The sequence below is a fragment of the Microcoleus sp. B5-D4 genome (assembly GCF_036705145.1).
Taxonomy (GTDB): domain Bacteria; phylum Cyanobacteriota; class Cyanobacteriia; order Cyanobacteriales; family Microcoleaceae; genus Microcoleus.
Genome location: NZ_JAUBTV010000011.1, coordinates 1,697 through 15,051, shown reverse-complemented (window position 1 = coordinate 15,051; position 13,355 = coordinate 1,697). Strand labels below are relative to the sequence as shown.

Sequence of the window (13,355 nt, the reverse complement as noted above, 5' to 3'; positions counted from 1 at the left end):
CTAACCCCTTGCTATTTTCCTAATACTAAATTAATCAGACTTAAAAGATGCGCTGCCAATCTTGGGCCCTATTTTTTGCATTCTTACTCCTGTGTCCTTTCCCCGCCGTCGCTCAAATTATCCCAGACAGCAGCTTGGGTGCAGAAAGTTCGCGGACAGTGACCGATACTATCAACAACTTACCCTCGGACAGAATAGAAGGCGGTGCAACTCGCGGCGTTAACCTATTTCACAGCTTGCGTGAATTTAACATCCGTGAAGGGCGGGGAGCCTATTTTGCCAATCCCAGCGGAATTGCGAATATTTTTACCCGCGTTACTGGTGGCAACCCTTCTAATATTTTAGGAACTCTGGGAGTTTTGGGAAACAGTAACTTGTTTTTAATTAACCCCAAAGGAATTGTCTTTGGCCCCAATGCTCGGTTAGATTTGCGCGGCTCATTTATTGGATCTACTGGTAGCGGCGTTCTCTTTGATAATGGGTTTGAATTTAGTGCAGCTAATTCTAATGCAGTGCCATTGTTAGCGATTAATATTCCTGTGGGTTTAAGATTTAGAGAAAATCCCGGCACAATTGTTAACTCTTCCCAAGCAATCGGCCCCACACCAACCTTACCGCCCTTGCCCGTAGAAATTCCTGTTTCTAACAAACTTGGTTTAGCAGTAGACCCCGGCCAAACTTTAGCATTAATTGGCGGAGACATTCAACTCCCAGGTGGAAATTTAACAGCTTATACCGGACAAATATTACTGGGAAGTGTGAAGAGTCCTGGTTTAGTGCAATTTGAACCAACTGCTTTAGGTCTGAATTTAAACTATGGCAATATTCAGAACTTCGGCAATATAGAAATGAACGGTGCATTTATAAACACCAGCGGATTAGGAGGCGGGAAAATTGACATCACAGGTGGAAATGTCACCGTCAGTAGTTCGGGAATTTATAGCCTAACATTGGGAAATATTGATGGCAGAAGTATTGATATTAATGCCCAAAACTTGCGAGTAGATAAAGGGTCGCAAATTCTCACCGCCACATTGGGAGATGGGAAGGGGAACAATTTAAATATCCACGCTACTGACTCAGTAGAAATGAGCGGGCTGGGAATTGAAGGCTATCAGCGGTTTTATAGCCAATATCTACCCTCTGGAACGTTCAACCCTTTTGACCCGCAAATAGTTCTGAGTGCTGGTACTGCTGGCAGTGGAGCCGCCGGAGAGATTAACATTGACACTGGACGGCTGCTGCTGCGCGATGGGGTACTGGGCGGTACAGTCACTTTTAGTCCTGGAAATGCCGGAAATCTGAATATCCGTGCTAACACCGTCGAACTCGTCAGTTCTGCGCTCAGCAGCGGAACAAATCGCGGAAGTATCGGCTCTGGCGGCAGCATAACTGTTGAGGCTCAACGCTTAATCATGCGCGGTGGCTCCAATCTCGTAACTATCAGCCGCAGTGATGGAGCATCGGGGAATATCGCCATTAAAACTTCTGAATCTGTAGAATTGTCGGGGAGTCTCCCTGGAAGTACGGCGCAAACTATCCTCGGCACCAACTCTTTCGATGGGAATGGGAAAGCTGGGGATATTACCATCGACACTAAGCGGCTGACTGTTTCTGATGGAGCCTCAATTACTTTATCTACGGGTTCGATTATTGGCGAAACCGTGTTTTCTACCAGTGGGGGACCTGGAGGAAATTTAACTATCAGAGCTTCAGAGTCGATAGAAGTGAGCGGCGTGTCTGGAGTTTTAGGGGATGCGGGTTTCGCACCGAGTTCTCTGGGTACTCAAAGTACAAGCTCTGCTAGGGGTGGAGATATCCGCCTCTCTACGCCCATGCTCACTGTAAAAAATGGGGGTATTATTTCTGCGGCTTCTTTGAGCGCAGCAGATGCGGGAGATATTAAAATTAATGCCGATCGCACAGAAGTCCAAGGCAGTGGGAATAGCGGTCAGTTCAGCAGTAGAATTGAGGCTTCGGCTGGCAGGGCGCTGAATTTTGTCAATCCCAATGCTACGGCAAATGCGGGTTCGTTGAATCTGAATGCCGATCAATTAATTGTCAGAGATGGAGCTATAGTGACGGTGCAGGCTACGGGAACCGGACGCGCTGGTAATATCAATGTTGTCGCAAATTCGATCGCTCTTGACAACAAAGCGAGGATTGACGGCACGACTGTATCGGGTACTGGGGCAAATATTAACCTGCAAGCGCGAGACATCCAATTGCGCCGCAACAGCCAAATTACCACCGATGCGGGTATTTCTGATGGTGGCAATATCAACATTAAAAGCGATATTTTGGTGGCTTTACCACGAGAAAATAGCGATATTACTGCTAATGCGCGATCGGCAGGCGGTGGGCGCGTGAATATCAATGTCCCCAATGTCTTCGGTTTTACAGCAACGAGTCGCGAACAAGTCAGAAGCAGGTTGGGGATCGGTGACGGCGAATTTGCAGCGTTGCAAGTAAGTCCTACTTCTCTAATTCCTAGCAGCGATATTGCGGCGATTTCTCAAAGTGGCGGCGCGGCTTTGCAAGGGGCGGTAACATTTAGTTCTGTTGGAGTCAATCCTGCTCAAGGTTTAGTGGAACTGCCACAAAATGTTGTCGATCCGGCTGCGTTAATTGTGGCAAATCCCTGCACGCAAGGGGCCGATAGCGCATTTACCGCTACTGGGAAAGGAGGAGTGCCACCGAGTCCTAATGATGTTCTCAGCAGCAATTTTAGCCAGTTTGATTGGGTGGAACCAGCGGTAGGTGGAACTCAGCAAATAGAAAGCCCAAGAGCTTCCATAGAAATGCGGCCAACAGAAATTATTCCCGCTCAAGGTTGGGTAATAGATGAGCAAGGAAAAGTAACGCTGGTAGCGTATAATTCAAGTAATGGTGCATCTCTTCGCAATCCGAAACCGACGGGTGTTTGCGTACCTCAATAGGTACTCTTCAGGTTTGAGCTAACCCGTCGCTATTTTCCTAATACTAAATTAACAGGAATTAAAAGATGCCCCGCCAATCTTGCGCCCTATTTTTTGCGTTCTTACTGCTGTTTCCTTTCCCCGGCGTCGCCCAAATCATCCCCGATAATAGCTTGGGAACAGAAAGTTCGCGGACAGTTCCGGACACGATTAATAACTTACCCTCGGACAGAATAGAAGGCGGTGCAACTCGCGGAGCGAATTTATTTCACAGTTTACAACAATTTAACGTTGGTGAAGGACGAGGCGCATATTTTGCCAATCCTAACGGGATTGCGAATATTTTTACCCGCGTTACTGGTGGCAGCCCTTCCAATATTTTAGGTGTGTTGGGAGTTCAAGGTAATGCTAACTTATTTTTACTTAATCCGAAAGGGATTATCTTTGGCCCCAATGCGCGGTTAGACTTACGCGGCTCTTTTATTGGTTCAACAGGTAGCGGCGTTCTCTTTGATAATGGGTTTGAATTTAGTGCAGCTAATTCTAATGCAGTGCCATTGTTAGCGATTAATATTCCTGTGGGTTTAAGGTTTAGAGAAAATCCCGGCACAATTGTCAACTCTTCCCAAACAAAGGCTCCTACATCCGCCTTACCACCACTACCCATAGAAATTCCTGCTTTTGAAAAACTCGGTTTAGCCGTAGATCCCGGTCAAACTTTAGCATTAATTGGCGGTGACATTCAACTGCAAGGAGGAAATCTAACTGCTTATACCGGACAAATTCTTCTAGGTAGCGTCAAGAGTCCAGGTTTAGTGCAATTTGAACCAACAGCTTTAGGTCTGAATTTAAACTATGGCAATATTCAGAACTTCGGCAATATTGAAATGAACGGTGCATTTATAAATACTAGCGGATTAGGAGGTGGGAAAGTCGATATTCGAGGTGGAAATATTAATCTTAACGGTTCAGGGATTTATGGACTGACACTCGGAAATATTGATGGTAGAGGCATTGACATCAATTCCCAAAACTTGCGAGTAGAGGGGGGATCGCAAATTTTCGCATCCACACTGGGAGAGGGGAGAGGAAGCGATATCAACATCCGCGCTACTGACTCAGTAGAAATGATCGGGTTGGGAATTGAGGGCTATCAGCAGCTTACAGAAAATTTTCAGACATCTGGAACAGGCAACCCATTTATTTCGCAAATCGTTCTGTTTACTAGCACTATTGGCAGTGGAGCCGCCGGAGATATTAACATTGAAGCCGGACGGCTGTTGATGAGCAATGGGGTAGTGGGCGGTGCCCCCACCTTTGGTGCCGGGAATGGTGGAAATCTGGCTATCCGCGCCAACACCGTCGAACTCGTCAGTTCAACGCTCTATAACGGAACAACGAACGAAAGCACTGGTCAAGGCGGAAACATCTCTGTTGAAGCGCAACGGTTAATACTGCGCGATGGCGGTGCGTTTGCCAGCTTCAGCCTTAGTGATGGAGCATCGGGGAATATCGCGATTAAAGCGAGTGAATCTGTGGAATTATCGGGTAGTCTTCCTGGAGGTCTAGGGCAAACTCGGCTCGGCACGAATACTTTTGATGGGAATGGAAAAGGTGGAGATATTAGCATCGACACTAAGCGGCTGAGTGTTTCTAATGGAGCCACAATTAGTTTAACGACTGGTGCTATTTTTGGCGAAGTTGTGTTTTCTACAAGTGGGGGGACGGGAGGAAATTTAACTGTGAGAGCCTCCGAGTCTATAGAGGTGAGCGGCGAGTCAAGATTTTTGGGGAATGCGGGCTATGTTGCAAGTTCTTTTGTTACTCAAACTGCAAGTTCTGGTAGAGGTGGAGATATCCGCATCTCAACACCTAAACTAACTGTGCAGAATGGGGGGGTTATTTCTGCGGCTTCTTTGGGTATAGCAGATGCAGGAGATATTACAATTAATGCCGATCGCTTACAAGTGCAAGGTATTGGGAGTAACAGTGGGTTGAGGAGTGGAATTGAGGCCTCGGTTGGTAGGGCGTTTAATGCTGTCAATTCCACTGCTAGCGGAAATGCAGGCTCGTTGAATTTGAATGCTAATCAATTGATTCTTCGGGATAGTGCAGTTGTTAACGTTCAATCTTCAGGAACAGGTAGGGCTGGCAATATTAACGTTGTAGCTAACTCAATTGCCCTGGATAATAAAAGCATCATTGATGGCACTACTGTCTCTGGTACAGGGGCTAATATTAACCTGCAAGCGCAAGACATTCAGTTGCGGCGCGGCAGTCGAATCACCACGGATGCAGGTATTTCTGAGGGCGGTAATATCAGAATTAATAGCGATATTTTGGTAGCTTTACCGCGAGAAAATAGTGATATTACAGCTAATGCTCGCACAGCTAGGGGCGGACAAGTTACGGTCAATGTACCAAATATCTTTGGCTTTACAAGCCTTAACCGCGACCAAGCCAGGAGTAGTTTAGGACTGACTGATGCTCAATTTGCAGCGTTGCAAGTAAGTCCGACTTCTCTAATTCCTACCAGCGATATTGCGGCGATTTCCCAAAGTAGCGGCCCGGCTTTGCAAGGTACTGTAACATTTAGTGCTTCTGGGGTGAATCCTGCTCAAGGTTTAGTGGAACTGCCGCAAAATGTGGTAGATCCGGCTGCTTTAATTGCGGCAAATCCCTGCACGCAAGAGGCCCAGAGCGCATTTACCGTCACTGGGAAAGGAGGAGTGCCACCCAGTCCCAATGATGCCCTCAGCAGCAATTCTAGCCAGTTTAATTGGGTGGAAGAGGCAGGAAGTTCGGCAACGAATGTACAGGATGTAACCGATGTAACCGATCGAGGGAAGAAGAAGGAAGAAGGGGAAATCCCCGATCGGGAAGTTGTTCCGGCGCAAGGTTGGGTGGTGAATGCGAAAGGAGAAGTTATGCTTGTTGGATATAATCCGGGTAATGCTGCTGACTCTCGCAATCCTCGACCTAGTTCTGTTTGTGTGCCGCGTTGAAATTAGGTTTTTTTTACCGCAGATGTAGGCGGATTAACACGGATTAACGCAGATAAAGAATAAGATGTATTTGGGTGAGTTAGTAGGTGTGTCTGCGCTTGTAATTTTATTTTCTAAATATGAAGTTTACCCGATCGCTCCGACAAGTAATTCTGTTATTTGTGATTTCCTGTCTGCTAGCAATTGCGATTCCTCCTGGAATTGCTCAGGTTAATCCACCACCAGCGGTGCAGCTTGTTCGACAAGCTCGAACTCTGTACCAAGAGGAACGTTTTTCGGAAGCTGTACCTTTGTTGCAGCAAGCGGCGGCGCAGTTTGAGGCAAAAGGCGAAAATCTCGATCGCGCCACAGCTTTGAGCAATTTAGCTGCAACCTATGGGCAGTTGGGGCTTTGGGAAGAAGCAGAAAAAGCTGTAAATTCGAGTTTGTCGGCTGTGCGAACCCAAGCCAACACTCCCGAACAGCAGCGGATTTTGGCTGAAACTCTCAACATTCAAGGACAGTTGCAACTTGAACGGGGGCAGACTCAAGATGCGATCGATAACTTGGAGTTAAGCGCTAAAATTTTCGAGCAAATTGATAGAAAGAACCAACTTTTTCAAGTTCAAATTAATCAAAGTCGGGCTTGGGAAACTCTCGGACTTTATCCCAGGGCTTGCAAAATGCTGTTAGCTTCTTTCAAGTTGGAAAACCAAACTTGCGAAGTTTCGACAGCGGGTGTGGAAACTTTGAAAAATCAGCCAGTTTCTCTCGAACAAGTCCGGGCAACTCATGCTTTAGGGCGGGTACTGCGGGTTTTGGGACAACTGGAACGATCGCAGGATGTGCTTTCGGCGGGACTCGAAGCAGCCCAAAAATTAGGTAGCAGGCCAGAGGAGGCTGCAATTTATCTCAATCTGGGCAATACGGTACGGGCTAAAAGCAATAAACCGGGTTTGACACCAGAACAGCGGGCTGATTGGGAACGCTTGGCCCTAGAGTATTATGGTCGATCGATCCAGGCGATGCCGGATCGATCGCCCCTACAAATTCAGGCAAAGTTAAACCAATTGAGTTTGTTACTCGATCGCAAAGATTGGTCGGAAGCAGAGGCTTTGTGGCGTTCTCTCGAACCTCAAACCGATAAATTTGGGTCGAATCGCGCCGGACTTTACGCTCAAATTAATCTAGCTCAAAGCTTGATGAAATTAGCTCAGTCGCCTGCGAAAACTTTGAGTTTAAGCGAGATTGACACCATGCTCGATCGCTCTGTCGAACGAGCAAACAGTTTGGGCGATAAACGCATACAAGCTTATATTCTGGCAGCGAAAGGCAAACTATCAGAAATCCAACAGCAGTATCAGAAAGCGGAAAATCTCACAACTGAGGCTTTGAGTTTAGCACCGGCTTTTCAATCTCCCGATATTGCTTATCAATTGTTTTGGCAACTGGGACGGATTCGGAAAGCTCAGGGAAATACAGAAGGGGCGATCGCTCAATATACTCAAGCTGTGAATGTACTGTCTTCTTTGCGGGGCGATTTGGTAACAGTCAATCCCGAAGTGCAATTTTCGTTTCGGGAAAGTGCCGAACCGGTTTATCGGGAATTAGTCGGGCTGCTTTTGCAAGAGGAATCTCCCAGTCAAACTAAATTGAAACTAGCGCGCCAAACGGTGGAATCTTTGCAGTTGGCAGAATTGGACAACTTTTTCCGGGATGCTTGTGCTGATGCTAAACCAAAGTCGATCGAGGAAATTGATCCGACTGCGGCGGTGATTTATCCGATTATTTTGAGCGATCGTTTGGAGGTAATTTTGTCAATTCCCGGCAAACCCCTGCGCCGCTACGCTACGAAGAAGTCTCAAGCCGAGTTGGAAACTGCCTTCAGACAAGCCAAAAATACCATCAGGCCTGCTGCTTTCCCCCGCGACAGGAGGCAACCCGTTGAACAGGTTTATGACTGGTTAATCCGCCCCGCAGAGGCGGATTTGACCGCCGCCGGGATTAAAACCCTGGTATTTGTGCTCGACGGTTATTTGCGGAATCTGCCGATGGCTGTGCTGCACGACGGTGAAAAGTTTTTGGTAGAAAAATACAATATTGCTTTGGCGCCGGGATTGCAATTGCTGGCACCGAAACCGCTGAACAAAGTCAAGTTAAAAGTGCTCACCGCTGGCCTCTCGGAAGCGCGTCAAGGCTTCTCGGCTTTGCCGGGGGTGAAGGAGGAAGTTCAGCAAATTGCAGCCGAGATGCCGGCGAGTTCGCTGCTGAATGAAGATTTTGTCAGCGGGCGATTGCAGGATCGAATTAAAGCGGTATCTTACCCGATCGTCCATTTGGCAACTCACGGTCAGTTTAGCTCGAATGCAGCGGATACTTTTATTGTGACTTGGGATCAGAAAGTGAATGTTAAGGAGTTCGATCGACTGCTGCGAGCCCGCACTGGGGAGAAACAACAGGCGATCGAACTTTTGGTTTTGAGTGCTTGCGAAACTGCTTCGGGCGATAACCGCGCGGCTTTGGGTTTGGCGGGGGCGGCAATTCGATCGGGTGCCCGCAGCACCGCCGCCACCCTTTGGCAAGTCAACGACGAATCTACAGCTATCTTTATGGCTGAGTTTTACAAGCAGCTTGCTTCTTCTAAAACCAGCAAAGCTGAAGCCCTCCGCAACGCTCAATTAACGCTGTTGCAAAACCCACAGTATCAGAATCCGTATTTCTGGGCACCTTTCGTGCTTGTGGGCAATTGGCAATGATTTAAGATGGGGCATTGGGAATTGGGAATTGGGCATGGGGCATTGGGAATTGGGAATTGGGCATTGGGCATTGGGCATTGGGCATTGGGCATTGGGCATCGGGCATGGGGCATCGGGCATTGGGCATCGGGCATTGGGCATTGGGCATGGGGCATTGGGCATTGGGCATTGGGCATCGGGCATTGGGCATCGGGCATTGGGCATGGGGCTGGCAGTCAACTGACAACAGTCAACAGTCAACAGTCAACAGTCAACTGACAACAGTCAACTGACAACAGTCAACTGACAACAGACAACTGACTCAAATGCAGTTGGTTTTTTGTTAAAGTTTGTAAACTGTTAAGAGTGCTTTTTGCATCTAATATTTTTTCGAGGAGTCCCATGAAGCAACTTTTGATTGCTGAGCGCTTTTGCTTAATTGCCCACGTCTTGTCAATGGCTTTTGGATTGGCAGGGTTGCTGCTGATTTTACCCCGTCCCGAATTGGTGATGAGTTTGCCACCAGCAGGGCAAACGCTATTCCAGTGGGGGATGGCTGGGGGTGGAGTAGTTTATATCATCTTTGGTGCTGCAGCAGTTGCTCTCTATGCCTTGCGGACATTGGGTTGGGGTGCAACTCTGGCTTTTTTAGTGCCTTCTGTGTTTTTGTCCTTGAGTAGCGAGTTGTTGGGAACGAGTACGGGTTTTCCCTTCGGGCACTACCATTATTTGAGCGGTTTGGGCTACAAAATTGCAGGGCTGGTTCCGTTTACAATTCCCCTCTCGTGGTTTTATCTGGGACTGGTTTCCTATGTAATTGCTCGCGCTGGAGTAGCTGGCGGTAAGGGTGAACTCAATTGGGTGCGCCAAATAGGGGCGATCGCCCTTGGTGCTTTGCTGCTAACAGCTTGGGATTTTGTACTAGATCCGGCGATGAGTCAAACTTCTGTGCCTTTTTGGGAGTTTGAGGAACTTGGCGCTTTCTTTGGGATGCCTTACCGCAATTTGGCTGGCTGGATGGGTACGGGGGCGCTATTTATGTCCTCCGCAGCTTTCTTGTGGAGAAAAACACCGATTAAATTAGAGCGATCGGAATTGGGTTTGCCCTTAATTGTTTATTTGGTAAACTTTGCTTTCGGAGCAATTATCACTGTAGTTTCCTTGGATTCTCGGTTCTGGTTCCCAACATCGCTAGCGGTGCTTCTGGGTGTAGTTCCGGCGATCGCGTTAAGCTGGATCGCTAAACCCGCAACAGGTGACGTAACAGAAACAATGCCGTCTTTGGAGACATCTGTTCTCACGGCCCAAATTCCACCTGAGCCCGTGGGGGTTTTGCGTAAGTGAGTTGCTAGTGAGCAACCCCGGCTGATTTAGCAAAAATTTACACTAAATTTTGAGCTAGTTTAAAAACCCGGTTTCTTGTAGAAACCGGGTTTTTCAATGGCGATTTTTTCATTCCCAATTCCTGTAATATGTTTGAGGTCAAAATTTTATTAAATTTTTAAATTGACACCAACCGTAATTCCCAATTCTTCAATTGAAAATCTAAAATCTAAAATCTAAAATCTAAAATCCCATGATCGCCCCTCACCTGTTCCCCCAATCGCTGACAAGTATCATCGCTGTCGCACTCTTGGTGCTACAATTGCCCGCCGCAGCCCTTCTGATGTCGCGTTTGATTAAAGGCCCATCGCGCATCCCGCCCCTAGAACCCGATTCGCCGACGCTGGATTTGTTAGGTTCTTGTACTGCGGTAGTACCGACTTTGAACGAAGCCGATCGAATTTCGCCTTGTTTGGAAGGATTAAGCCGCCAAAGTTACGAACTCCGAGAAGCGATCGTGGTTGACAGCTATTCGGTAGACGGAACCGGAGATTTAGTCAAAGCTGCAGCACAAAAAGACCCCCGGTTTCGCTTGATTAACGACGATCCGCTGCCGGCGGGTTGGGTAGGGCGTCCCTGGGCGCTGAATGCGGGTTTTTTGGCAAGTTCCGAGAAGTGCGAGTGGATTTTGGGGATAGATGCGGATACTGTGCCGCATCCGGGTTTGATTGCGAGTTTGCTGAAGACGGCGGCGGCTGGAAATTACGATTTGATTTCGCTGTCGCCGCAGTTTATCCTCAAGTATCCGGGGGAGTTGTGGCTGCAACCTGCTTTGTTAATGACTTTGGTTTATCGGTTCGGGCCGACCGGGACTGGCGGGGATGTGCCGGAACGGGTGATGGCGAACGGTCAGTGTTTCTTGTGTAAGCGCGAGGTTTTGGTGGCATTGGGGGGCTATGAGGTCGCGAGGGGTTCTTTTTGCGATGATGTGACTTTGGCTCGCTATGCGGCTGCTAAGGGCTTTAAGGTGGGCTTTTTGGATGGGGCTAAGGTGTTGAAGGTGCGGATGTATGAGGGGGCGATCGAGACTTGGAATGAATGGGGTCGATCGCTGGATTTGAAAGATGCTGCTTCGGGCGGTCAAATCTGGGGCGATTTGTGGCTGTTGCTGGCGGTTCAAGGTTTGCCGGTGCCGATTGTGTTGTGCTATTTGTTGTTTGGTTCGCTGCCGCCGGTTGGTGTATTTGGGCACTTTTGGCTGTTGGGATTGAATGTATTTTTGGTTGCGGTGCGATCGGCTTTGTGTTTCGCGATCGCACCTTCTTACGATACAACTGGGGCATCGGGTAAATGGCTGTTTTGGCTGTCACCTTTGGCCGATCCGCTGGCGTTTTTGCGAATTCTAATTTCTGCTTTAAATCAGCCTACTCAGTGGCGCGGCCGAAAGTATGAATAATCGTTAAATTTTGGCTACAGCTTTTAAAATTGGTAGAAGTGCGATCGCCCTTTTGGATCGAATGGGCGATCGTACTTTTCTTGATTTCCTAAATCAACCGGAAATTAGCCGATGTTATCGCATTGGCACTCACTCCAATCATCACACCTAACTCTTCTCCTGTCAAGACATTTTTGATGAGAGTTCCCTGAGTATTTTGAGTGATTGCTAACTGGCTAAAGCTCAAACCTCCGGTTAATCCAATCAAGTCTTGGCCGATTGTAAAATCAGCGATGATATCAAATCCTTGACCAGTTGTTAAGACAAAGATATCATTGCCGCTACCGCCAATCAAACTATCATTACCCAAGTCTCCGTAAAGAATATCATCACCTTGACAACCAGTGAGAGTATCGTTGTCTTCGCCTCCGTAAAGAGTATCATTTCCTTCGCACCCTCCCAGGATATCTGCTGATTCGTTACCGCTAATTAAGTCATTACCTTCACCGCCGCAGATGGTATCCGAACCTAACTGTCCAAACAGATTGTCATCACCTTGACTGCCAAGCATTATGTCGTTACCTTTGCCTCCATATAAAACGTCATTATCCTTACCGCCATCGATGAAATCATCATCTTTATCACCCAAAATGATGTCATCACCTTCGCGGCCATTTAGGGAGTCATTGCCTTTGCCTCCGAAGATTAAATCCTTGCCCAATTCGCCAAGCACGATGTCGTTTCCTTCATCTCCATAGAGGATGTCGTCACCTTTGCCTCCGGTGATGAAGTCGTTGCCTTGGTTGCCATTAAAGATGTCGTTGCTGGCACCACCATATAAGTTGTCATTCCCGGATTTGGCATCGAATATATTGCCGTTGTTACTGCCGAGAAATTCATCGTTTTGGGCAGTGCCTATTGGAATTCCCGATACACCAAGTATGGTGTTTTCAACTGCATTGGGTTGGTTTAAGTTGGGATAGGCAATGTCATCGCAGATGCAGTCATCATTGGGGATGTTGCTGGTTGTTGGTGTTGGCGTTGGAGTCGGTGTTCCCGATGGTGTTTCCGATGGCGTGGGTGTTCCCGTTGGTGTAGGTGTTCCCGTTGGTGCCGGTGTTCCCGATGGTGTCGGTGTTCCCAATGGTGTAGGTGTTCCCGTTGGTGCCGGTGTTCCCGTTGGCGTCGGTGTTACCGTTGGCGTCGGTGTTCCCGATGGTGTCGGTGTTCCCGTTGGTGTCGGTGTTACCGATGGCGTAGGTGTTCCCGTTGGTGTCGGTGTTTCTGTGGAATTACTAAAGAGAATGATGTCGCTTGGTGAGAGAGAATTGGCTTTGATAGAGATAGTTTGACCATTCCCTAAGTTTAAGACTAAACCCGAAGGGGTAGATTGTAATGCTGCGAGCACTTGTTCCGGTGAGGTGAAACCGAAGGCGACATCAAGTTGTAATTTATCTTCTCCAGGGGTGAAGTCTAAAATTAGGTTTTGTCCGCCGAAAGTACCAGGAAGGGAATTAAAGATAAACGTGTCATTGCCAACTCCCCCGGTGAAGGTGTTGTTGCCAACTCCGCCATTGAGGGTGTCATTGCCAGCGCCACCATCAAGAGTGTCATCACCATCGCTACCGCTAATATTGTCTGCGTTGCTTGTACCGGTGAAGTTGTCGTTAAAGGGACTGCCAATGATAGTGACAGGTTGAGTGATGTTGCTGAAGTTTTGAGTAAGGCTGTTGGGGGACGACGAATAATCGAAGAAGTTGGTTGGAGTGGGTGTTCCCGATTGTGTCGGCGTTCCCGTTGGAGTAGGTGTTCCCGATGGTGTCGGTGTTCCCGATGGTGTTCCCGATGGAGTGGGTGTTTCCGATGGCGTGGGTGTTCCCGATGGTGTTCCCGATGGAGTGGGTGTTCCCAATGGTGTCGGTGTTCCCGATGGAGTGGGTGTTCCCAATGGTGTCGGTGT

Annotated in this window: 7 protein-coding genes; 6 read left to right on the top strand and 1 reads right to left on the bottom strand. The window is 48.0% G+C overall.

What is annotated here, in order from left to right; translation table 11 throughout:
* The first annotated feature begins 47 nt into the window (after positions 1–47).
* From QUB10_RS07620 to cruG, 6 genes are all read left to right on the top strand, one after another.
* Entirely contained in the window at positions 48–2,939 is a 2,892-nt protein-coding gene (locus tag QUB10_RS07620) for an S-layer family protein (protein WP_333200959.1), read from the top strand.
* A 65-nt stretch (positions 2,940–3,004) separates the two neighbouring features.
* On the top strand, positions 3,005–5,923 hold the full coding sequence (locus QUB10_RS07615) for an S-layer family protein (protein WP_333200957.1): 2,919 nt from the start codon (positions 3,005–3,007) through the stop codon (positions 5,921–5,923).
* 119 nt (positions 5,924–6,042) lie between these two features.
* Entirely contained in the window at positions 6,043–8,658 is a 2,616-nt protein-coding gene (locus QUB10_RS07610) for a CHAT domain-containing protein (protein ID WP_333200955.1), read from the top strand.
* Positions 8,659–8,664: 6 nt separating this feature from the next.
* Positions 8,665–8,916: a hypothetical protein gene (locus QUB10_RS07605; protein WP_333200953.1), complete on the top strand. Its 252-nt coding sequence runs from the start codon at positions 8,665–8,667 to the stop codon at positions 8,914–8,916.
* Between the two features lie 123 nt (positions 8,917–9,039).
* The gene (cruF, locus tag QUB10_RS07600; protein ID WP_333200951.1) at positions 9,040–9,981 is read left to right on the top strand and encodes a gamma-carotene 1'-hydroxylase CruF; all 942 of its coding nucleotides are present in this window, start codon (positions 9,040–9,042) and stop codon (positions 9,979–9,981) included.
* 232 nt (positions 9,982–10,213) lie between these two features.
* Positions 10,214–11,416 carry a 2'-O-glycosyltransferase CruG gene (gene cruG, locus QUB10_RS07595; protein ID WP_333200949.1) on the top strand — a complete coding sequence of 401 codons (1,203 nt, stop codon included), beginning with the start codon at positions 10,214–10,216 and terminating at the stop codon, positions 11,414–11,416.
* An 88-nt stretch (positions 11,417–11,504) separates the two neighbouring features.
* Here the strand turns inward: cruG and QUB10_RS07590 are convergent.
* On the bottom strand, positions 11,505–13,355 hold a 1,851-nt coding region (locus tag QUB10_RS07590; protein WP_333200947.1), incomplete at its 5' end, for a calcium-binding protein.

Bases quoted from the DNA above. Each gene is read 5' to 3' on its own strand.
- QUB10_RS07615 (WP_333200957.1), top strand. From the start codon at position 3,005: ATGCCCCGCCAATCTTGCGCCCTATTTTTTGCGTTCTTACTGCTGTTT.
- cruG (WP_333200949.1), top strand. From the start codon at position 10,214: ATGATCGCCCCTCACCTGTTCCCCCAATCGCTGACAAGTATCATCGCT.
- cruF (WP_333200951.1), top strand. From the start codon at position 9,040: ATGAAGCAACTTTTGATTGCTGAGCGCTTTTGCTTAATTGCCCACGTC.
- QUB10_RS07605 (WP_333200953.1), top strand. From the start codon at position 8,665: ATGGGGCATTGGGAATTGGGAATTGGGCATGGGGCATTGGGAATTGGG.
- QUB10_RS07610 (WP_333200955.1), top strand. From the start codon at position 6,043: ATGAAGTTTACCCGATCGCTCCGACAAGTAATTCTGTTATTTGTGATT.
- QUB10_RS07620 (WP_333200959.1), top strand. From the start codon at position 48: ATGCGCTGCCAATCTTGGGCCCTATTTTTTGCATTCTTACTCCTGTGT.